Source organism: Hydrogenovibrio thermophilus (assembly GCF_004028275.1).
Classification (GTDB): Bacteria; Pseudomonadota; Gammaproteobacteria; order Thiomicrospirales; family Thiomicrospiraceae; genus Hydrogenovibrio; species Hydrogenovibrio thermophilus.
On sequence record NZ_CP035033.1, the window covers coordinates 443811 to 464603 of the forward strand.

General features: G+C 46.3%; 33 protein-coding genes. 30 read left to right on the forward strand and 3 right to left on the reverse strand.

What is annotated here, in order from left to right; all coding sequences use genetic code 11:
* Nucleotides 1–32 precede the first annotated feature (32 nt).
* From tuf to EPV75_RS02135, 30 genes are all read left to right on the forward strand, one after another.
* The gene (tuf, locus tag EPV75_RS01990) at nt 33–1223 is read left to right on the forward strand and encodes an elongation factor Tu (RefSeq protein WP_029939562.1); all 1191 of its coding nucleotides are present in this window, start codon (nt 33–35) and stop codon (nt 1221–1223) included.
* 135 nt (nt 1224–1358) lie between these two features.
* A complete protein-coding gene (gene rpsJ / locus EPV75_RS01995) occupies nt 1359–1670 on the forward strand; it encodes a 30S ribosomal protein S10 (RefSeq protein WP_029939574.1) in 312 nt (103 codons plus the stop codon).
* 69 nt (nt 1671–1739) lie between these two features.
* Nucleotides 1740–2378 (forward strand): 50S ribosomal protein L3, encoded by a 639-nt coding sequence (gene rplC / locus EPV75_RS02000; RefSeq protein ID WP_029939575.1) that lies wholly within the window; start codon nt 1740–1742, stop codon nt 2376–2378.
* A 10-nt stretch (nt 2379–2388) separates the two neighbouring features.
* A complete protein-coding gene (gene rplD, locus EPV75_RS02005; RefSeq protein ID WP_029939576.1) occupies nt 2389–3009 on the forward strand; it encodes a 50S ribosomal protein L4 in 621 nt (206 codons plus the stop codon).
* On the forward strand, nt 3006–3302 hold the full coding sequence (gene rplW, locus EPV75_RS02010; protein WP_029939577.1) for a 50S ribosomal protein L23: 297 nt from the start codon (nt 3006–3008) through the stop codon (nt 3300–3302). The genes rplD and rplW overlap by 4 nt, the downstream gene beginning before the upstream one ends.
* An 11-nt stretch (nt 3303–3313) precedes the next feature.
* Nucleotides 3314–4141: a 50S ribosomal protein L2 gene (gene rplB, locus EPV75_RS02015; protein WP_029939578.1), complete on the forward strand. Its 828-nt coding sequence runs from the start codon at nt 3314–3316 to the stop codon at nt 4139–4141.
* Nucleotides 4142–4152: 11 nt separating this feature from the next.
* Nucleotides 4153–4425 (forward strand): 30S ribosomal protein S19, encoded by a 273-nt coding sequence (gene rpsS, locus EPV75_RS02020; protein WP_029939579.1) that lies wholly within the window; start codon nt 4153–4155, stop codon nt 4423–4425.
* An 11-nt stretch (nt 4426–4436) separates the two neighbouring features.
* Entirely contained in the window at nt 4437–4769 is a 333-nt protein-coding gene (gene rplV / locus EPV75_RS02025; RefSeq protein ID WP_029939580.1) for a 50S ribosomal protein L22, read from the forward strand.
* An 11-nt stretch (nt 4770–4780) separates the two neighbouring features.
* Nucleotides 4781–5467, forward strand: a complete 687-nt coding sequence (rpsC, locus tag EPV75_RS02030; protein WP_029939581.1) for a 30S ribosomal protein S3 — start codon at nt 4781–4783, stop codon at nt 5465–5467.
* Between the two features lie 14 nt (nt 5468–5481).
* Nucleotides 5482–5895, forward strand: a complete 414-nt coding sequence (gene rplP / locus EPV75_RS02035; protein WP_029939582.1) for a 50S ribosomal protein L16 — start codon at nt 5482–5484, stop codon at nt 5893–5895.
* A 2-nt stretch (nt 5896–5897) separates the two neighbouring features.
* A complete protein-coding gene (gene rpmC, locus EPV75_RS02040; RefSeq protein WP_029939583.1) occupies nt 5898–6086 on the forward strand; it encodes a 50S ribosomal protein L29 in 189 nt (62 codons plus the stop codon).
* Nucleotides 6087–6088: 2 nt separating this feature from the next.
* A complete protein-coding gene (rpsQ, locus tag EPV75_RS02045; RefSeq protein WP_081836882.1) occupies nt 6089–6352 on the forward strand; it encodes a 30S ribosomal protein S17 in 264 nt (87 codons plus the stop codon).
* A 134-nt stretch (nt 6353–6486) separates the two neighbouring features.
* Entirely contained in the window at nt 6487–6855 is a 369-nt protein-coding gene (gene rplN / locus EPV75_RS02050; protein WP_029939585.1) for a 50S ribosomal protein L14, read from the forward strand.
* A 10-nt stretch (nt 6856–6865) separates the two neighbouring features.
* Nucleotides 6866–7180, forward strand: a complete 315-nt coding sequence (gene rplX / locus EPV75_RS02055) for a 50S ribosomal protein L24 (protein WP_029939586.1) — start codon at nt 6866–6868, stop codon at nt 7178–7180.
* A 12-nt stretch (nt 7181–7192) separates the two neighbouring features.
* Complete coding sequence (gene rplE, locus EPV75_RS02060) at nt 7193–7732, forward strand: 50S ribosomal protein L5 (RefSeq protein ID WP_029939587.1); 540 nt, start codon at nt 7193–7195, stop codon at nt 7730–7732.
* Nucleotides 7733–7746: 14 nt separating this feature from the next.
* Nucleotides 7747–8052, forward strand: a complete 306-nt coding sequence (gene rpsN / locus EPV75_RS02065) for a 30S ribosomal protein S14 (RefSeq protein ID WP_029939588.1) — start codon at nt 7747–7749, stop codon at nt 8050–8052.
* A gap of 12 nt (nt 8053–8064) precedes the next feature.
* On the forward strand, nt 8065–8460 hold the full coding sequence (gene rpsH / locus EPV75_RS02070; RefSeq protein ID WP_029939589.1) for a 30S ribosomal protein S8: 396 nt from the start codon (nt 8065–8067) through the stop codon (nt 8458–8460).
* A gap of 12 nt (nt 8461–8472) precedes the next feature.
* The gene (rplF, locus tag EPV75_RS02075) at nt 8473–9006 is read left to right on the forward strand and encodes a 50S ribosomal protein L6 (protein ID WP_029939590.1); all 534 of its coding nucleotides are present in this window, start codon (nt 8473–8475) and stop codon (nt 9004–9006) included.
* Between the two features lie 15 nt (nt 9007–9021).
* Nucleotides 9022–9375 carry a 50S ribosomal protein L18 gene (gene rplR, locus EPV75_RS02080; protein ID WP_029939591.1) on the forward strand — a complete coding sequence of 118 codons (354 nt, stop codon included), beginning with the start codon at nt 9022–9024 and terminating at the stop codon, nt 9373–9375.
* 14 nt (nt 9376–9389) lie between these two features.
* Nucleotides 9390–9899 (forward strand): 30S ribosomal protein S5, encoded by a 510-nt coding sequence (gene rpsE, locus EPV75_RS02085; protein WP_029939592.1) that lies wholly within the window; start codon nt 9390–9392, stop codon nt 9897–9899.
* A gap of 1 nt (nt 9900) precedes the next feature.
* Nucleotides 9901–10089: a 50S ribosomal protein L30 gene (rpmD, locus tag EPV75_RS02090; protein WP_029939593.1), complete on the forward strand. Its 189-nt coding sequence runs from the start codon at nt 9901–9903 to the stop codon at nt 10087–10089.
* 1 nt (nt 10090) lies between these two features.
* Nucleotides 10091–10525, forward strand: coding sequence for a 50S ribosomal protein L15 (gene rplO, locus EPV75_RS02095; protein WP_128384299.1), 435 nt, complete (start codon nt 10091–10093; stop codon nt 10523–10525).
* 2 nt (nt 10526–10527) lie between these two features.
* Complete coding sequence (gene secY / locus EPV75_RS02100) at nt 10528–11841, forward strand: preprotein translocase subunit SecY (RefSeq protein ID WP_128384300.1); 1314 nt, start codon at nt 10528–10530, stop codon at nt 11839–11841.
* A gap of 98 nt (nt 11842–11939) precedes the next feature.
* On the forward strand, nt 11940–12296 hold the full coding sequence (rpsM, locus tag EPV75_RS02105) for a 30S ribosomal protein S13 (protein WP_029939596.1): 357 nt from the start codon (nt 11940–11942) through the stop codon (nt 12294–12296).
* A 21-nt stretch (nt 12297–12317) separates the two neighbouring features.
* Nucleotides 12318–12707, forward strand: coding sequence for a 30S ribosomal protein S11 (gene rpsK, locus EPV75_RS02110; protein WP_011369738.1), 390 nt, complete (start codon nt 12318–12320; stop codon nt 12705–12707).
* 16 nt (nt 12708–12723) lie between these two features.
* Nucleotides 12724–13344, forward strand: a complete 621-nt coding sequence (rpsD, locus tag EPV75_RS02115) for a 30S ribosomal protein S4 (RefSeq protein ID WP_029939597.1) — start codon at nt 12724–12726, stop codon at nt 13342–13344.
* A gap of 25 nt (nt 13345–13369) precedes the next feature.
* Nucleotides 13370–14359 carry a DNA-directed RNA polymerase subunit alpha gene (locus tag EPV75_RS02120; protein ID WP_029939598.1) on the forward strand — a complete coding sequence of 330 codons (990 nt, stop codon included), beginning with the start codon at nt 13370–13372 and terminating at the stop codon, nt 14357–14359.
* 17 nt (nt 14360–14376) lie between these two features.
* Nucleotides 14377–14766, forward strand: a complete 390-nt coding sequence (gene rplQ / locus EPV75_RS02125) for a 50S ribosomal protein L17 (protein ID WP_029939599.1) — start codon at nt 14377–14379, stop codon at nt 14764–14766.
* Between the two features lie 29 nt (nt 14767–14795).
* Nucleotides 14796–15587 carry a TatD family hydrolase gene (locus EPV75_RS02130; protein WP_128384301.1) on the forward strand — a complete coding sequence of 264 codons (792 nt, stop codon included), beginning with the start codon at nt 14796–14798 and terminating at the stop codon, nt 15585–15587.
* Nucleotides 15571–16284, forward strand: a complete 714-nt coding sequence (locus EPV75_RS02135) for a tRNA threonylcarbamoyladenosine dehydratase (protein WP_128384302.1) — start codon at nt 15571–15573, stop codon at nt 16282–16284. The genes EPV75_RS02130 and EPV75_RS02135 overlap by 17 nt, the downstream gene beginning before the upstream one ends.
* Here EPV75_RS02135 and EPV75_RS02140 read toward each other — a convergent pair.
* The 3 genes from EPV75_RS02140 to EPV75_RS02150 form a co-directional block, all read right to left on the reverse strand.
* On the reverse strand, nt 16281–17075 hold the full coding sequence (locus EPV75_RS02140) for a DUF2927 domain-containing protein (RefSeq protein WP_038151841.1): 795 nt from the start codon (nt 17073–17075) through the stop codon (nt 16281–16283). The two genes, EPV75_RS02135 and EPV75_RS02140, sit on opposite strands and share 4 nt — an antisense overlap.
* A gap of 48 nt (nt 17076–17123) precedes the next feature.
* The gene (uvrA, locus tag EPV75_RS02145) at nt 17124–19955 is read right to left on the reverse strand and encodes an excinuclease ABC subunit UvrA (protein WP_029939603.1); all 2832 of its coding nucleotides are present in this window, start codon (nt 19953–19955) and stop codon (nt 17124–17126) included.
* 91 nt (nt 19956–20046) lie between these two features.
* Nucleotides 20047–20757, reverse strand: a complete 711-nt coding sequence (locus EPV75_RS02150; protein WP_192894017.1) for an SIMPL domain-containing protein — start codon at nt 20755–20757, stop codon at nt 20047–20049.
* Between the last annotated feature and the right edge of the window lie 36 nt (nt 20758–20793).

Genomic DNA, 20793 nt, shown 5'->3' on the forward strand with positions numbered 1-20793 from the left:
TTTAACGTATTTAATTTAATAGGACTTTAAAAATGGCAAAGGAAAAGTTTGAACGTAGTAAGCCGCACGTAAACGTTGGTACGATTGGTCACGTTGACCATGGTAAGACAACTCTTACAGCGGCTCTAACAATCGTACAAGGTAAGAAGTTTGGTGGGGAGTCAAAAGACTATTCCGCTATCGATAACGCACCGGAAGAAAGAGAGCGTGGTATCACGATCTCTACGGCTCACGTAGAGTACGAATCAGAAACGCGTCACTACGCGCACGTAGACTGCCCAGGGCACGCCGACTATGTTAAAAACATGATTACCGGTGCCGCTCAAATGGACGGCGCGATCCTGGTTTGTTCTGCCGCAGATGGCCCAATGCCACAAACACGTGAGCACATCCTTCTATCTCGTCAGGTAGGTGTACCGTACATCGTAGTATTCCTAAACAAAGCCGACATGGTTGACGACGAAGAACTTCTAGAGTTGGTTGAAATGGAAGTGCGTGAACTTCTAGACACCTACGATTTTCCAGGTGATGACACGCCAGTTATCATGGGGTCTGCCCTTAAAGCCATCGAAGGTGACCAATCTGAAATCGGTGAACCAGCGATCGGTCGTTTGGTTGAGGCGTTGGATACTTACATCCCAACACCAGAGCGTGACACTGACAAGCCATTCTTGATGCCAGTAGAAGACATCTTCTCCATCCAAGGTCGTGGTACGGTTGCCACCGGTCGTGTTGAAACAGGTGTTGTAAAAGTTGGTGAAGAAATCGAAATCGTCGGTATTCGCCCAACGACTACTACAACGGTTACTGGTGTTGAAATGTTCCGTAAGCTTCTGGATCAGGGTGAAGCCGGTGACAACGTAGGTATCCTATTGCGTGGTACTAAGCGTGAAGACATTGAGCGTGGTCAAGTATTGGCGCACAAAGGTACGGTTACACCGCATACCAAGTTCGAAGCCGAAGTTTATGTACTATCCAAAGACGAAGGTGGTCGTCACACACCATTCTTCCAAGGTTACCGTCCACAGTTCTACTTCCGTACAACGGACGTAACAGGTGCGTGTGAATTGCCAGCCGGAACTGAAATGGTTATGCCTGGTGATAACGTACAAATGACTGTAGAGTTGATTGCGCCAATCGCAATGAACGAAGGTCTGCGCTTCGCGATTCGTGAAGGTGGACGTACAGTTGGTGCGGGTGTTGTAGCTAAAATTATTGAATAATAAAATTTAATTCAGGCAGTTGAATAATTGCTTGATATTAAATTGGATTATTGTTACAATCCGCATCCTTAGTGAGCAGTGGCCTGTTTATTACACCACTGCTTTTCTTTTTTTGTAATATGAGAAAAAGATGTTATGGCGACTCAAAATATTCGAATTCGCTTGAAGGCATTTGACCATCGTTTGATTGATCAGTCTGCCCGTGAAATCACGGAAACTGCAAAAAGAACCGGTGCTCAAGTTAAGGGTCCAATTCCTATGCCTACTCGAAAAGAGCGTTTTACAGTACTGATTTCTCCGCATGTTAATAAAGATGCCAGGGATCAATATGAAATTCGTACGCACAAGCGTTTGCTAGACATTGTCGATCCAACGGATAAAACCGTTGACGCATTGATGAAGTTGGATTTGGCAGCAGGTGTGGACGTTCAGCTGGAGCTAAGATAAGGCTTTATCTTGGTTGGCATTAGCCATCAATCGTAATGGTTAATGAGTAAATAATAATGAGGTAACGATATGGGTATTGGTGTTGTAGGTACCAAAATTGGTATGACTCGTATTTTTAACGAGGATGGTGTATCGACTCCAGTGACGGTTGTTGAGGTAACTCCAAACCGTGTTACACAGATCAAAAATGACTTGTCTGACGGTTATGATGCTGTTCAGGTAACATTTGGTTCTAAGCACGCAGGTCGTGTGAATAAGCCAACGGCAGGGCATTTTGCAAAAGCCGGTGTTGAAGCTGGTGTTGGTCTGTGGGAGTTTAGATTGGAAGATGTTTCAGAAGCGGAAGGTCTTGAGCCTGGTTCTGAAATCACAGTAGAGAAATTTTCAGAAGTCTCTTTGGTGGACGTTACCGGCACAACAAAAGGTAAAGGTTTCCAAGGTGGTGTAAAGCGTCATAACTTTAGAATGCAAGACGCGACTCACGGTAACTCTATTTCTCACCGCGCTCCTGGTTCGATTGGTCAAAACCAGACTCCTGGACGAGTCTTTAAAGGTAAGAAAATGGCTGGTCACATGGGTAATGTCAAGCAAACTACTCAGAATTTAGAGTTGGTGAAGGTTGATGTTGAAAATTCATTGCTAATGATTAAAGGTGCTTTGCCAGGTGCAAAAGGCAGCACAGTAATTGTTCGCAAGGCAATTAAGTAAGGTGGGCACGATGGATTTGAAATTAATAGAGTTAGCCAGTGGAAAAGAAGCAGGGGCCGTCAAGGTTTCTGATGACGTTTTCGGTGTTGAATTTAATGAATCTCTTGTTCACCAGGTTGTAAATGCTTATATGGCTGGTGCCCGTTCAGGCACAAAAGGTCAGAAGAACCGTTCAGCCGTAAGTGGTGGTGGTGCGAAGCCGTGGGCTCAAAAAGGCTCCGGTCGCGCTCGTGCCGGTACAACTCGCAGCCCAGTGTGGGTTGGTGGCGGTCGTGCCTTCCCGGGACACAATCGCGATTTTTCACAAAAAGTGAACAAGAAAATGTATCGCGGTGCCATGAAATCAATTTTTTCTGAGTTGGTTCGCACAGATCGATTGGTTGTTGTGGATGACTTTAAAGTTGAAGCACCAAAGACAAAAGAATTTGTTGCTAAGTTGGCCACGCTTGATTTGAAAGATGCTTTGGTTATCACGGAAGGTTTTGATGAGTACCTATATCTTTCTGCACGTAATTTGTATCATGCAGATGTTTGTGATGTGGCTTCCATTGACCCGGTCAGCTTGGTTGGATTTAAGTCAATTGTCGTAACGCAAGGTGCCGTTAAGCAGCTTGAGGAGAAGTTAGGATGAGTAAAGAACGTTTGCTGAAAGTATTAGTGGCTCCTCATGTTTCAGAAAAATCTGCGTTGATGGCGGATTCTTCTGAGCAATATGTGTTTAAAGTCATGCCAGGTGCGACAAAGCCTGAAGTTAAACAAGCCGTAGAAGAATTGTTTGATGTTAAGGTTCAGTCGGTCAATGTGATCAATATTAAAGGCAAGACAAAAGTCTTTAGAGGCCGGGTAGGGAAACGTAATGGTTTGCGTAAAGCGATCGTTCGTTTGGTGCCGGGTCAAGAAATTGACTTTGTTGGCGCAGAATAAGAGAGGTTGTCATGGCAATTATTAAGAAATCAAAACCTACTTCGCCTGGCCGTCGTTTTGTTGTAAGTGTTGTTGAGCCGGATTTGCATAAAGGCAAGCCGCATGCAGCCCTGCTTGAAAAGAAATCGAAATCAGGTGGTAGAAACTCGAATGGACGAATTACTGTAAGACACCAAGGTGGTGGTCACAAGCAGCATTATCGTCAAGTAGACTTTAAGCGTAACAAAGATGGTGTTGCAGCTGTTGTTGAGCGTTTGGAATATGATCCAAACCGTACAGCGCACATTGCTTTGTTGAAGTACGCGGATGGTGAGAGACGTTATATTCTAGCGCCTAGACATGTTAAAGCGGGTGATGCAATTGAATCTGGTGAGCATGTTTCAATTAAAGCGGGTAATGCGCTGCCATTGAGAAATATTCCGGTCGGTACCATTGTGCATGCCCTAGAAATGAGACCTGGTAAAGGTGCTCAAATTGCACGTAGTGCGGGTGCCTATGCACAGATCGCAGGTCGAGATGGTGCTTATGTTTTGGTTAAACTTCGTTCCGGTGAGATGCGTAAGATTCTGGCAGACTGCCGCGCAACAATCGGCGAGGTTGGAAACCAAGAGCACTCCCTGAGAAAGCTTGGTAAAGCGGGTGCAAAACGTTGGAAAGGTGTTAGACCGACGGTTCGTGGTGTGGCCATGAACCCAGTAGATCACCCTCATGGTGGTGGTGAAGGTCGTACTTCTGGTGGTCGTAACCCTGTTACGCCATGGGGTGTTCCGACGAAAGGTAAGAAAACTCGTAGTAATAAGCGTACAGATAAAATGATCGTACGCCGTAGAAACAAATAAGGAAGGACCCTATGCCACGTTCAGTTAAAAAAGGACCTTTTGTAGATCATCACTTGTTGAAGAAAGTGATCGAGGCACAAGAATCTGGTAATAAACGTCCAATAAAAACATGGTCAAGAAGATCAATGATTCTTCCTGATATGATTGGTTTGACGATTGCAGTTCATAACGGTAAAGAGCATATCCCGGTTTATGTTTCAGAAAACATGGTCGGTCATAAGCTTGGTGAATTTTCGATGACGCGTACTTATCGCGGTCATGCAGCAGACAAGAAATCTAGATAAGGAGAAATATTATGCAAGTAAGTGCTACTCATAGATTTGCCCGCATTTCTCCTCAGAAAGCGCGTCTGGTTGCAGATCTGATTCGCGGTAAAGATGTTGAAACCGCTGTAAATATTTTGGCTTTCAGCGACAAAAAAGCTTCTCAATTGATTGGGAAGGTTTTGAACTCGGCGATTGCAAATGCTGAAAACAATGAAGGTGCGGATATTGACGAGTTGAAGGTGACGGAAGCTTATGTCAATGAAGGTCCTATCATGAAGCGTATGCGCGCACGAGCAAAAGGTCGTGGAAATCGAATCTTAAAACGCATCAGTCATATCACTGTGACTGTTGGCGATAAGTAAGGAGAGTCAGAATGGGACAAAAAGTTCATCCGGTTGGAATCCGTCTAGGGATTACAAGAGATTGGAACGCACGCTGGTACGCAGATAGCAAAAACTACTCTGATTTCCTTATCAGTGATGTAGAAATTCGTAAAGAATTGCATGAAAAATTGAAGCACGCTTCAGTTAGCCAAATCAACATCGAGCGTGTGGCTAACGGTGTGCGTGTTACGGTACATACGGCCAGACCTGGTGTTGTTATCGGTAAGAAAGGTGAAGATATTGAGAAGCTTAAGCAAGCATTGATTGCGAAAACAGGCTTACCGGTCAATATCAATATCGAAGAAATCAAGAAGCCGGAATTGGATGCAAAATTGGTTGCGGAGAGTATTGCTCAGCAACTTGAAAAACGTATTCAGTTCCGTCGCGCGATGAAGCGTGCGGTCAGCAATGCAATGCGTTTGGGTGCCGAAGGTATCAAGGTAAACGTTTCCGGACGTTTGAATGGCGCTGAAATTGCACGTGCCGAATGGTACCGCGAAGGTCGTGTGCCATTGCATACATTGCGTGCGGACATCGACTATGCCACTTTCGAAGCGGACACCACTTACGGAAAAATTGGGGTAAAAGTTTGGATCTTTAAAGGTGAAAAACTGGAAAAAATCTCAATGGTAAATGATGACAAGAAGCAGTCGAAAGGCAAGAAAGGCCGTAAATAAGAGGAATAGTTGTTATGTTAATGCCAAAACGTACAAAATTCAGAAAAGTACATAAAGGACGTAACCGCGGTCTTGCAAATGTCGGTAACAAAATCAGCTTTGGTGAGTTTGGTCTGAAAGCGATGGAACGTGGACGTATGACTTCGCGTCAAATCGAGGCTGCTCGTCGAGTGATGACGCGTAAAGTAAAGCGTGGTGCAAAGATTTGGATTCGTGTTTTCCCGGATAAGCCAATTACCAATAAGCCACTTGAAGTGCGTATGGGTAAAGGTAAGGGTAGTGTTGAATACTGGGTTGCTCAGGTTCAGCCAGGACGTGTCCTTTATGAAATGCAAGGTGTGGATGAAGCTGTTGCGCGCGAAGCCTTCGAATTGGCTGCGGCAAAGCTACCATTTAAAACACAATTTGTTACAAGAACGGTGATGTGATTATGACTGCAGAATTGAAAGAAAAGTCTGTAGAAGAACTGAGAAAAGATTTGTTGGATCTTCTGCAAGAACAGTTTAACTTGAGAATGCAACATGCAACAGGCCAGTTGTCAAATACTGCTCAACTACGTACTGTGCGTCGTTCCGTTGCTCGAGTTAAAACCATCATTCGTCAAAAAGTGAGTAAATAAGAATGGCTGGTATGGAAAAGAAAGCACGTACAATGCAAGGTGTAGTGGTCAGCAATGGCATGGATAAGTCAATCGTTGTGTTGACGGATCGTTATATCAAGCACCCTAAGTATAAAAAATTCGTGAGAAAGTCCACAAAGGTTATGGCGCATGACGCAGATAATGCTTGTGGTGTTGGGGATCGAGTCACTATTTCTGAGTGCACTCCAATTTCCAAAAGAAAGTCTTGGTCTTTGGTATCAGTAGACGAAAAAGCGAAGCTGTAATTAACAGTAGACTTTTGAGTATTATTTGATATAATTGCCCAAATTTTTTACCGTCTTAACAACCAAGCCTGTGATGGGAACTAGTTGTTTTGGCGGTTTTTGTGTTATTTAAATTTTATGGATGGAGTTCCATCATGATTCAAATGCAAACTGTGCTTGATGTTGCTGACAACAGTGGCGCGCGTAAAGTTCAATGTATCAAAGTGTTGGGCGGTTCCAAGCGTCGTTACGCAAGTGTTGGTGATGTTATTAAAGTAGCTGTGAAAGAAGCGGCTCCGCGTGGAAAGGTCAAAAAAGGTGACGTTTTTGATGCGGTTGTAGTGCGTACGGCGCAAGGTGTAAGACGTCCAGATGGTTCTAAGATCAAATTCGACGGGAATGCGGCAGTAATCCTGAACTCGAAACTTGAGCCGATTGGCACGCGTATTTTTGGCCCAGTAACACGTGAGCTTCGTAACGATAAATTTATGAAAATCGTTTCGTTGGCTCCAGAAGTTTTATAAGGAACGGATAATGAATCGTCTAAAAAAAGGTGATGAGGTTATCGTTATTGCTGGTAAAGATAAGGGTAAACGTGGCTCTGTTTCCCTTGTTATGCAAAATGGTAAGCTAATAGTAGATGGAATTAATTTGGCAAAGAAGCACGTTAAGCCTAACCCTATGACGGGAGAGCAAGGTGGTATCGTTTCAAAAGAAATGCCAATTGATGCTTCTAATGTTGCTTTATACAATCCTGAAACAAAGAAAGCAGACCGAGTCGGTGTTCGAGAAGAAGACGGTGTTAAAAAACGTTTCTTCAAGTCTAACGGCAATTTGGTAGACGCTTAAGTAGGTTGAGATATGGCAAGATTACAAAAAATTTATAACGACCAAGTTGTCCCTGCCCTGGTGGAGAAATTTGGTTATAAGTCTGTAATGCAGGCTCCTAAGTTGTCGAAGATTACGATTAATATGGGTGTTGGTGAAGCGATTGCTGACAAAAAAGTATTGGATAATGCTGTGTCAGACATGGAAGCTATTACCGGCCAAAAAGCAGTTCGTACATTGGCTCGTCGTTCAGTTGCAAGCTTTAAAGTGCGTGACGGTTATCCGTTGGGCTGTAAAGTAACGTTGCGTGGCGCCAGAATGTATGAGTTTTTGGATCGACTGATTAATGTTGCTTTACCTCGAGTCAGAGACTTTCAAGGTGTGAAAGCGAACGCTTTTGACGGTCGTGGTAACTACAATCTAGGTATCAAAGAGCAGATCATTTTCCCAGAGATTGAGTTTGAGAAGGTTGATAAGATCCGAGGTATGGATATCAGCTTTACGACGACTGCGTCGACGAATGATGAAGCGAAAGCTCTTTTAGAAGCCTTTAATTTCCCATTTAAGAAGTAAGGTAGAGGTTTCCCATGGCAAAGCAATCAATGATTGAAAGAGAAAAGAAAAGAGCAAAGACAGTTGCTAAGTATGCAGCCAAAAGAGCGGAGTTGAAAAAAGCTTCGGTTGATATGTCTTTGAGCTTTGAAGAACGTATGGATGCAATGGAAAAACTGGCGAAGCTACCACGAAATGCATCGCCTGTAAGACAGCAAAATCGTTGTCGTTTGACAGGGCGCCCGCACGGTGTTTATAGAAAGTTTGGATTGTCACGTAACATGCTAAGAGAATTAGCCATGCAAGGTGATGTACCTGGTTTAAGAAAAGCAAGTTGGTAAGGATAAATATTTATGAGTATGTCTGATCCAATAGCTGATATGCTAACTCGTATTCGCAATGGCCAAATTGCTGGTCATGCAAATGTTGTTATGCCTTCTTCCAAAGTTAAGGTTGCAGTTGCAAAAGTTTTGGCTGGTGAAGGGTATGTTAGCGCATACAGCGTAAGTGATAAGAACGGTAAGTCAGAATTGTCGGTCGATTTGAAGTATTTCGAAGGTAAGCCGGTTATTGAAATGTTGAAGCGTGTAAGCCGACCAGGTTTGCGTGTTTATAAAAACAAAAATGAGTTGCCGAAAGTAATTGGTGGTTTAGGGGTGGCCGTTGTGTCGACTTCTAAAGGAATTATGTCTGATCGTGATGCCCGCACAGCTGGTATCGGCGGTGAGATTATTTGTTACGTAGCGTAAGGGGAGATCACAATGTCTAGAATTGCAAAGTCTCCTATCACAGTACCATCAGGTGTGGAAGTCTCTGTTCAGGGTTCCGATGTGTCGGTCAAGGGTTCGAAAGGTGCACTTTCAAACACGTTCAACCCAATGGTGGCAATCTCACTGGAAGATGGTGTGGTGACCGTTGCTCCTAAGAGCAACAGTAAAAATGCATGGGCTCAAGCTGGAACGGTAAGATCCATTATCAATAACATGGTTGTCGGTGTTTCTGAAGGTTTTGAGAAAAAATTGCAACTGGTTGGTGTTGGTTACCGTGCTCAAGCTCAAGGAAAAGTTTTGAACCTGACGCTTGGTTTTTCTCATCCGGTCAATCATGAGTTGCCAGAAGGCATTACTGTTGAGACGCCAAGCCAAACGGAAATCGTAGTGAAAGGTGCAGATAAGCAAGTTGTTGGACAAGTTGCTGCTGAAATCCGTGGTTATCGTCCGCCAGAGCCTTATAAAGGCAAAGGTGTTAAGTACGCGGATGAATATATCTTGCGCAAAGAAGCTAAGAAAAAATAAAGGTTGGGATTATACATGGATAAGAAAGCTACCCGACTACGTAGAGCGAAAAAAACGCGAGCAAAATTGGCTTCACAGGATAAAGCACGTCTTTGTGTGCACAGAACTCCTAAGCACATTTATGCTCAGATTATCTCATCAGATGGTTCATCTGTTGTTGCTTCAAGCTCTACAGTCCAAGCAGAAATTAAAAAGCAAGTTGCCTTTGGTGGAAACAAAGAAGCAGCGAAGCTTGTTGGTAAGTCAATAGCGGAAAAAGCTAAGGCTGCGGGCATTGAGTCTGTTGCATTTGACCGTTCTGGTTTTAAATATCATGGTCGTGTTCAAGTTCTAGCAGATTCTGCTCGAGAAAACGGTCTTCAGTTTTAAAAGAAGGGATAACAATGTCTTCAAAAGAATTACAAGAAGGTCAAGACGGACTTATTGAAAAATTGGTTTCAGTTCGCCGAGTTGCAAAAGTTGTGAAAGGTGGACGTGTCTTCGGTTTTTCAGCACTAACCGTTGTTGGTGATGGTGAGGGTCGTGTTGGCTACGGAAGTGGTAAGGCAAACGAAGTTCCAGTTGCGATTAAGAAGGCAATGGAAAAAGCGCGCCGTAACATGAAAGATGTCCACCTGAATGGCGGTACATTGCAATATCCGATCAATTTCAAGCAAGGTGCAGCCAACATCGTATTGCTACCGGCTTCTGACGGTACTGGAATCATCGCCGGTGGTGCGATGCGTGCCGTACTGGAAGCTGCGGGCGTTAAAGATGTCTTGGCAAAGTGTGTTGGAACAACACGTCCAGTAAACGTGGTTCGTTCAACTGTTAACGCTTTGACTGGAATGAGTAGCCCGGAATCAATTGCGGCCAAGCGCGGTAAGTCCGTCGAAGAAATTTTAGGTGAATAAAATGTCAGATAAGAAATTAGTCAATGTTACTTTGGTTAAAAGCACAATCGGACGACTGCCTGCTCATAAAGCGTGTGTTGCAGGACTTGGGTTACGAAAAATGCACCAAACTGTAGCGGTTGTTGATACTCCTGAAAACAGAGGGATGATCAATAAAGTTTCCTATTTGCTTAAAGTAGAGGAAGCATAATATGCATTTAAATACTTTAAAGCCAGCTGAAGGCGCAAAGAAACTTGCTAAACGTAAAGGTCGCGGTCAAGGTTCCGGCAACGGTAAAATGGCTGGACGCGGGCATAAAGGTCAAAAATCACGTTCCGGCGGTATGCCAAAAATCGGTTTTGAAGGTGGTCAAATGCCTTTGCAACGTCGCTTGCCAAAGGTTGGTTTTACCTCTCGCAAGGCTGCGTTTACAGCTGAAATCCGTTTGGATACACTGTCTTCAATGGATTCAGATGTCATTGATCTGCAAGCATTGAAAGCCGCGGATTTGGTTTCAGATAAAATCAAAACCGTTAAAGTGATTAATAGTGGTGAATTGACAAAAGCTGTCAAACTGTCTGGTTTGAAGGTTACAGCTGGCGCCAAGGCTGCTATTGAAGCTGCTGGTGGATCCGTAGAAGCTTGATTATGAAAAGTCAGTCAATTGAAAATTCAGGTACAAGTGGTCTAAGTCAAAAAATCTTTTTTGTCTTAGGAGCCCTAATCGTTTATCGACTAGGGACTCATATTCCGGTCCCTTTGATTGATCCAGTTGCGCTGGCTGCGATGTTTGAGCAGCAGAAGGGCACAATCCTGGACATGTTCAACATGTTCTCAGGTGGCGCTTTGGAGCGACTGTCCATTCTGGCTCTCGGAATCATGCCTTATATTTCGGCTTCGATCATTATGCAATTGCTGACGGTTGTTTCTCCGACGCTTGAGCAGTTGAAGAAAGACGGTGAGGCTGGTCGGCGCAAAATTACTCAATACACTCGCTATGGGACGGTGGTTTTGGCTACCTTCCAAGCATTGGGTGTTGCCATCGCCTTGGAGTCCCAAAATATCAATGGGATGTCCGTCGTGGTAGAACCAGGTTTCTTGTTTAAGGTCATTGCAGTCACAACGCTGGTCAGCGGCACCATTTTCTTGATGTGGTTGGGTGAGCAAATTACTGAACGAGGTATCGGGAACGGTATTTCCTTGATCATTTTTGCAGGTATCGTTGCAGGATTGCCATCGGCACTTGGTGGAACGTTTGAACAAGTCAATACCGGTGCCATGCATGCGATTACCGCATTTGTCCTTTTGGGGCTGGTGTTTTTGGTCATTGCATTCGTTGTCTTCGTCGAGAGAGGCCAAAGACGCATTCCGATTCATTATGCGCAGCGCATGAGAGGTCGAAAGCTGTATGGCGGTCAAGAAGGGCATTTGCCATTGAAATTAAACATGGCGGGTGTGATTCCACCGATTTTTGCATCAAGCATTATTCTATTTCCTGCAACCCTAGGCGGTTGGTTTGGAACAGCTGAAAATATGGGGTGGTTGAAAGATATTGCAACGACAATGTCGCCTGGCCAGCCTTTGTATATTTTATTTTATGCAATGGCCATTATTTTCTTCTGTTTCTTCTATACAGCCATCGTTTTTAATCCAAACGAAACGGCGGATAACCTGAGAAAATCAGGGGCTTATATCCCAGGAATCAGACCAGGTCAACAAACGGCTCGTCGCATTGACACGATTATGAGTCGACTAACTTTGGCAGGTGCGATTTACATCACGCTTGTATGTTTGTTGCCTGAATTTTTAATTTTGTATTGGAATGTTCCTTTTTATTTTGGTGGAACATCATTGCTGATTATCGTTATCGTGGTTATGGATTTTATGACAAACATCCAGGCCCATATGCAATCAGGTCAATACGAAAGTATGATGAGAAAAGCTAACTTAAAAGGGCGGTAATTTTAATTGACTAAAAATTAAGATTGCTACTAGTAATTAATCCTAGAAATGAGTATAATCGCTCGTTTTTCGGTAGATGGATAGTTAAGGAGCGCAAAATGGCTCGTATTGCCGGCGTAAACATTCCAGTTAACAAACATATCGTTATTGGATTGAGATCGATCTACGGTGTTGGACAGACAACAGCGCAAAATATTTGTGCGAGCACAAAAATTGATCCAACAACGAAAGTTCGTGAACTAACTGAAGAACAGTTAGAAGCACTTCGTTCCGAAGTGACTAAGTACAAAATCGAAGGTGATCTTCGTCGTGATGTGACCATGAACATCAAACGTTTGATGGATATGGGTTGCTACAGAGGAATTCGTCACCGTAGAAGTCTTCCGTTGCGAGGACAACGTACCAAAAATAATGCTCGCACTCGTAAAGGGCCTAAAAAGCCTATTAAGCGTTAAGCATAAATTTAGAGATTAGATATGGCAAAAGCAAATTCACGTGTTAAGAAGAAAGCAAAACAAGTCGTAACGGACGCCGTTGCGCATGTTCACGCTACTTTTAATAACACCATCGTGACGATTACGGATCGCCAAGGTAATGCACTTTGCTGGGCCACTTCCGGTGGAAGTGGTTTCCGCGGTTCTCGTAAGAGTACACCTTTCGCAGCCCAGGTCGCCGCAGAGCGCGCTGGCCAAATGGCTACGGAATATGGTGTTAAAAATATGGATGTTATGGTTAAAGGTCCTGGACCCGGCCGTGATTCAGCTGTTAGAGGATTGAACAGTGTTGGTTTTAAAATTACATCGATCTCCGATGTGACACCAATCCCGCATAACGGTTGCCGTCCGCCTAAAAAACGTCGCGTTTAATATTCAGAGGTAGAAGATGGCTAGATATATTGGTCCAAAATGTAAACTATCACGTCGTGAAGGAACTGATCTATTTTTGAAGAGCGGTGTTCGTAGCATCGAATCAAAATGTAAAATTGATCAGTTGCCAGGTCAGCATGGAGCCGGCCGCAAACGTGTGACTGAATATGGTTTACAGTTAAGAGAAAAACAAAAAGTACGTCGTATTTACGGAGTTCTAGAGAAGAAATTCCGTTTGTACTATAAAGAAGCCGACCGTCGTAAAGGGTCAACCGGTGTAAACCTTCTGCAATTGCTTGAAAGCAGATTGGATAACGTCGTTTACCGTATGGGGTTTGCCTCGACTCGTGCAGAAGCAAGACAATTGGTTTCGCATAAAGCGATTCATGTTAACGGTCAATCAGTAAACATCCCTTCTTATGAAGTGTCTGCTGGTGACGTTGTGAGCATTAGAGAGAAGTCTCGTAGCCAATCTCGTATTGCAACTGCACTTGAGTTGAGTAATCAAGCTGGCAATGTAAGCTGGGTAGAAGTTGATCCTTCTAAATTTGAAGGTGTATTCAAATCTGTACCGGATCGTTCAGACTTATCTGCGGATATTTCAGAAAACCTAATTGTCGAGCTTTACTCTAAGTAACCCTTTGAAACGGAGATAACTTCTAATGCAAGAGATGTTAGAGCAGCTACTAACTCCACGTTTAGTAGATATTAAAACGGTTGGCGGTTTTAATAGCCGTGTAACTCTTGAGCCTCTAGAGCGTGGTTTTGGGCATACTCTAGGGAATGCTTTAAGAAGAATCTTATTATCTTCAATGCCGGGTGCGGCGATTGTTGAAGCTCAGATTGACGGTGTGTTGCACGAGTATTCGGCAATCGAAGGGGTTCGCGAAGATGTTTTGGAAATCTTGCTGAACTTGAAAGAGGTTGCCATTAAATTGAATGAAACCTCGGAAGCCGAATTGACCTTGTCGAAAAAAGGGCCAGCGGTCGTAACAGCAGGTGACATTCAGTTGAATCATGATACTGAAATCATGAACCCAGACTTGATCATCGCTCACTTGAGCGAAGGCGCCGAACTTTCCATGAAACTGAAAGTGGAAAAAGGCATCGGGTACCGTGCAGCGGTTCAAACGGATGAATCCGAATCAGCGAATATCGGTGTTCTGAAATTGGATGCCAGTTTCAGCCCTGTTAAAACCGTTAGCTATGAAGTTCAAAACGCTCGTGTTGAGCAAAGAACGGACTTGGATAAGCTGATTTTGAATGTCGTGACTGATGGAACTTTGGATCCGGAAGATGCGATCAAACAAGCGGCAACGGTGTTGCATTATCAACTGATTGCGTTTGTGGATTTGAAGCACAAAGAGATTGTGGTTCAGGAAGAAGAAGAGAACGAATTCGATCCAATCTTCTTGCAGCCGGTAGACGATTTGGAGTTAACGGTTCGTTCTGCAAACTGCTTGAAAGCCGAACAAATCTACTATATTGGTGATTTGGTTCAGCGCGCCGAGTCCAGCTTGTTGAAGACACCGAACTTAGGTAAAAAATCGTTACAAGAAATCAAAGACGTTCTTGCGCAAAGAGGTCTTGGTTTGGGTACAAAACTTGAAAACTGGCCGCCATCAAGCCTGGTGAGTAAAGAGTCAGCATAATTTAAAGGAAAGCTACCATGCGTCATCGTAAAAGTGGTCGTAAATTAAATCGTAATAGCTCACATCGTAAAGCGATGTTCAGAAACATGTCAGCATCTTTGATCGAACATGAAGTGATCAAAACGACTGTGGCTAAAGCGAAAGAATTGCGTGGTGTTGCCGAACCGCTAATCACATTAGCGAAGCAAGACAGCGTTCACAACCGTCGTGTCGCTTTTTCACGTTTACGTGATAAAGCTGCAGTCGGTAAACTTTTTTCGGAATTAGGTCCTCGTTATGAGTCTCGTCCGGGTGGGTACATTCGCATTTTGAAATGCGGATTCCGTCCGGGAGACAATGCGCCGATGGCCTATGTTGAGTTGGTTGACCGCCCTCAAGCGGAAGCAGCCGAGTCTTCTGAAGACTAAGTTCTAAGCCAGCGAAAGCTGGCTTTTTTATGTCCTGCTTTTTTGATACACATTGTCATTTAGCGGATGCTAATTTTTCGTCCGACTTCCTTAGCCAGTGTCTGGCATCTCAATCACGCCCATCATCAGCTCAAAAACACTATTATCTCGCGGTTTCGACTTCACCTGAAGACTGGTTGAAAACCGTCGAACTAGGCCGTCAATATCCACACGTTTTTCCAGCCATTGGATTGCATCCATGGTTTGTCCAGGACGGTTATCTTCAGCAACTGTCTGCCCTAGATGATTTTTTGTCCGTACACCGTGATGCGATTTTTGCCATCGGTGAAATCGGATTGGATAAAGGGGCCGGTCGGCCTTCCATGGTGTGGCAAGAAGTGGTTTTTGAGCATCAGATTCAACTGGCGGAGCGTTATGATTTACCGGTTTCAATTCATTGCACCAAAGCGTTTAATCCAATGTTGACGCATTTACGTGATTCAAACGTGGCGGGCGTCATGCATGGATTTACGGGCGGTGCAGTGATGGCCAAGCAATTTGTTGAAGCCGGAATGCTGATAGGTGTCAATTCGGTGTTATTGAATGAAAATGCTCGTCGGTATCATGAGCTCGTTCAGACCATTGGGTTGGACGCGTTGGTCTTGGAGTCGGATGCCCCTTTTGGTCAGAATCTTCCGGTTTCAAACCCGCTGTCAGGTCTGGGCGATTTATCGGTTAAAATAGCCGCATTATTGCAGGTGAGTGAAGAAACGGTGTTGGAGCACAGCTGCGAGAATGCAAAACGATTATTTTTAAAGGGCAGAGATGGAAGCATTATTTGAACGAAGCCGTCTGGTGTTTGACGATGAGGGGATTGAACGCTTGAAAGGCAGTCATGTACTGGTGGCCGGTGTGGGCGGTGTTGGCGGGTTTGTTATTGAAGCCTTAGCGAGAGCAGGGGTTGGACGGCTGACGATTGTCGATCACGACCAGGTCTCACCGTCGAATTTGAACCGTCAGATCATCGCGCTGGAATCAACCTTAGGGAAAAATAAGGCACTGGTCATGCAGGCGCGTATTCAAGATATTAATCCGGAGTGTGAGGTGGTGACGATTCAGCGTTTTTTAAAGCCGGACGATATGGACGAATTACTGCAGAGTGATTTTGATTATGTGGTCGATGCCATCGATAGCCTGAATTGTAAAGTGGCGTTGGTGGCAACGGCTTTCCAAAAAGGTTTCAAAGTAGTTTCGAGTATGGGGGCCGGGCGGCGGATTGACCCGTCAAAAATTCAGATTACCGATGTGTCGAAGACCCATACATGCGGTCTAGCGCGTAATATGCGGCAGCGCTTGAAAAAACAACGTATTCATAAAGGAATCACGGTGGTCTTTTCGACCGAACTTCCAAAAGATCCAGGTCCAATGGAAGAAATTGAAGGCGCACGCGGGCGAGTGGTGAATGGGACAGCCAGTTACATGCCTGGCCTTTTCGGTTTAATGCTGGCCGGGGTGGTGATTAAGGATTTGGCCGGTTAATTCAGCAGCGGATACAGCCCGGCTTTATTGACGAGGTGTCCTGCCTTACGTATCAGGCCATTGCGCTGATAAAATTGCAGTTCGCGGCGAACAATCGGTTGGATGTCGTTTTGATTCATGCCGGCTTTGACGTCGGGTGAATATAGTAGCTTCAACATGATGTAATCCAAGCCGGTCAGTAGGTCGATGCGACTTTTATCGTTGGCGATGCTGGGATTGACCCAGTCCGAATCATTCGGCAGTCCCATGACTTGTGTAATTTCCTCCACGATGCAGGCCGGTAGCAGGCCTCGGCTCATGGCATGGTCTACCGGAATGATGATGGCGGCGTGAACGATTTCGTGTTGTTTGTTCAGGTGGTAAGTTCCCATACAATGACTTTCCCGGGACAAGTTTTTCACATCCGAAGGGGCGAAGGTATCAATGGCCATTTGGTAGTAACGGTCCTTGGTGAAAATGATTTTGAAGTTTGCCGGGTGGACAGTATTGCTGTTTTGGATCGGATGTTTTGTGATGTTTTTCAGTTGTGCGAGATGGGCGTCGGTCAGGCGAGTGACCAAATCGTTTTTCGGAAGAAAGTAATACTGGTATTGATAGTAGATGGGCTGTTGCCATTTGATGACTCGGCCATCCGTTTGACGGTATTCATTTTTCAGCGCGATTTCCGAAAAGGCTTTTTCAATGTAAGCGGGGGACTGCCAGTCGTTTGTCAGGCTATTGGCCCAAGTGGCGGCCGTGATAGACGTTAGCGTGATCACGAGCCAGATGGATCGAAGCGGTGTACTCAACATGATGTTGCCCTCCCTGGACAAAGTTAAAAACCACCAGGCCTGGTGGTTTTAGCCGCTTCTACGCCGGCCGGCGTCAAGAATTTTTTTCAAATAATGGCCGGTGTAGGAGTGTTTGTTTTTCGCCACGTCTTCCGGTGTCCCGGTGGCGATGATCTCACCGCCTCCAGACCCGCCTTCGGGTCCGAGGTCCACAATCCAATCCGCTGTTTTGATCACGTCCAGATTGTGTTCGATAATGACGATGGTATTGCCTTGGTCGCGCAGATTTTGAATGACTTTCAATAATAGCTCAATGTCGTGGAAATGCAAGCCGGTTGTCGGTTCATCCAAAATGTAAAGGGTGTTGCCGGTATCGCGTTTTGACAGTTCTTTTGCCAGTTTGACGCGCTGGGCTTCACCGCCGGAGAGAGTGGTCGCGCTCTGTCCGAGTTTGATGTAACCGAGCCCGACTTCCATCAGCATTTGTAATTTACGGGCAATCACCGGAATGGCATCGAAAAACGCCCGGGCATCTTCCACCGTCATTTCCAGAATTTCATGAATGTTTTTGCCTTTGTAATCCACTTGCAGGGTTTCACGGTTATAGCGCGCGCCGTGACAGACGTCGCACGCCACGTACACATCCGGCAGAAAGTGCATTTCCACTTTCAAAACGCCGTCACCCTGGCAGGCTTCACAGCGACCGCCCTTGACGTTGAAGCTGAAACGACCGGGCGTGTAGCCACGGGTTCTCGATTCCGGCGTGGCGGCTAACAATTCACGGATCGGTGTAAACAATCCGGTGTAAGTCGCCGGGTTGGAGCGAGGCGTCCGCCCAATCGGGCTTTGGTCGATGTTGACGACCTTGTCAAAATGTTCCAGTCCGGAAACCTTGTCATAAGCGGCCGGTTCCAATGCCACTTTATTCAGTTGGTTGGCCGTGATCTTATAGAGAGTCTCGTTAATCAGTGTCGACTTGCCGGAACCGGATACACCGGTGATGCAGGTCAGCAAACCGGCCGGGATTTCCAAATCCACGTTTTTCAGGTTGTTGCCTGAGGCACCTTGGATTTTCAAGGTTTTGTTCTTGGTGCGCGGCAGGCGTTGCTCCGGAATGTGAATGGCGCGTTCGCCGGTCAGGTATTGACCGGTCAGCGACGCTTTGGTGGCCATGATTTCATCCGGTGAGCCTTGCGCCATGATGCGCCCGCCGTGGACGCCGGCGCCCGGACCGATGTCCAATACGTAATCGGCGGCGCGGATGGCATCTTCGTCGTGTTCGACCACGATGACGGTATTGCCCAAGTCACGAAGGTGGTTCAGGGTATTCAACAGACGGTCGTTGTCGCGCTGGTGCAGCCCGATGGAGGGCTCGTCCAGCACGTACATGACGCCAACCAGTCCGGCGCCGATCTGACTGGCCAGGCGGATACGTTGCGCTTCGCCGCCGGATAAGGTGTCGGCACTTCGGTTCAGGGTCAGGTAGTTGAGGCCGACGTTGACCAAAAAGGACAAGCGGTCATGCACTTCTTTGATGATTTTTTCGGCAATCTGCCCTTTGGTGCCGTCCAGCTTCAGGTCTGTGAAAAAGGTGTGGAGTTCGCCAATCGGCTGTTCGGTCAATTCCGGCAGGGTTTTTTCGGCGACGAATACATTCCGCGCCGCCTCGTTAAGCCGGGTGCCGTGGCAACTGCTGCACAAATGCGACACACGGAATTTTTCCAGTTCGTCACGCACCGCTTTGCTGTCGGTCTCGGCATAGCGACGCTCCATGTTCGGAATGACACCTTCAAAGCGACGGGTGTCGGAATAGCGGCCATGCGGCAACGGCAGTTTTTCTTTGCCGGAGCCGTAAAGCACGATGTCTTGGTGTTTTTTATCCAGTTCGGTCCAAGGCGTTTCCATATCGAATGCATAGTGGTCGGCCACTGCTTTGAGAATGTCATAGTAGTATTTATGGCGGCGGTCCCAGCCCCGGATAGCGCCACCCGCCAAGCTTAAATCCGGGTGCATAATGACGCGTGCCGGATCGAAGGTTTGCTTAACGCCGAGACCGTCACAGGTCGGGCAGGCGCCGTGTGGATTGTTGAATGAGAAGATGCGTGGTTCCAATTCCGGCACCGAGTAGCCGCAGTGCGGGCAGGAAAAGCGTTCTGAAAACAGCAATTGGAAATCATCGTCTTCATCCATCGGCAGTACTTGGGCAATACCATCGGCCAGGTGCAGCGCGGTTTCAAAAGATTCGGCCAGACGTTGCTTGATGTCCGAGCGGATTTTGAAGCGATCGACGACGACTTCGATGTCGTGTTTGAATTTTTTATCCAGCTCGATGCCGCCGTCCAATTCCAGTAGTTTACCGTCAATGCGGGCGCGCACATAGCCCTGCGCTTGCAGCTCGTCCAGCAGGTTTTGGTGGGAACCTTTCTTGCCGCGCACTACCGGCGCGACCAGTAAACACTTCGTGCCTTCCGGCAGTTCCAACGTGTGGTCGACCATCTGGCTGACGGTTTGCGCCACCAAGTCACAATGGTGTGTCGGGCAACGCGGCGTGCCGGCCCGTGCATACAACAAACGCAGATAGTCATAGATTTCGGTGACGGTGCCGACGGTGGAGCGGGGGTTGTGGGAGGTGGATTTTTGCTCGATGGAAATCGCTGGCGACAGCCCTTCGATGTGGTCGATGTCGGGTTTTTCCATGACCGACAAAAATTGACGGGCATAGGCGGACAGCGATTCCACATAACGACGTTGCCCTTCGGCGTAAATGGTGTCGAAGGCTAGAGAGGATTTTCCGGAACCGGACAGGCCGGTGATGACAATCAGCTTGTCGCGGGGAAGCGCAATGTCGATGTTTTTCAAATTGTGCGTGCGTGCGCCACGAACGATAATCTCTTCTAGCATGTAAAATCCGCCTGCGGTTGAATCAAAGCAAAAGGATTATTATAGCAAATTTCACATGGCCGCACCCCTTTGCGGGGTTGGAAAAAACCTTTTAAAACGTATCGTTACGAATCGTGACCACGCCGGAAATGGTCAGTCGAAGATCGGTTTGTCCGGCTTCCATGACCGGAGCCGATTCCGCTTTCATGGCGGAAAGGGCTAGGGTACGGGGTTGGCGATAAATAGTGGGTGGCATCGGGTTGTCGATGTGGGTTTCGGTGATGTTGAACGCTTCTTTGCCAAAGGCGCGAGCGATTTGTTTGGCTTTGTCCCGATAAGCCTGAATGCCTTGTTTCAGCAGGCGTTCCATGACGCGTTTCTGTTGCTGGCGGGAAACCGAGAACTGCATGCCGTTGTAGCTGAGCAGGCTTTGCAGCTCCGTCAGGATTTTCGCCAGGCCTGGCGAATTCTGGGTTTCGATGCTCAGCGTTTGTTGGCCGCGCCAGGTTTGGATGTTTTGGTCTTTGTCATAGACCGGGTGAATTCGGTAACCGCCGGTCTGTACGCGTAAGCCCTGTGCGCGGTCAATCAGTTGTTTGGCGTGTTGCATTTGTTGGTTGACCTCACGAGCGACGGTCTCCGGGTCGCTGTCTTGAGCGCGGGCGATGAACTGCACGGTGACTTGATCGTTGCTGACGGTTTCCGAAACGGTTTCGGCAAAGCTGATGCGGTTGAAGCGGTTGGCATCTTCATCGGCCCAGGCCTGGCCGAAAGCGAACAGGGAAAGGGTCACGGCAAGCAGGATCGAAAGTATTGAGTTCATCTTGAGGCTCCTTTTTCCGCCAAGCGGAACAATGCT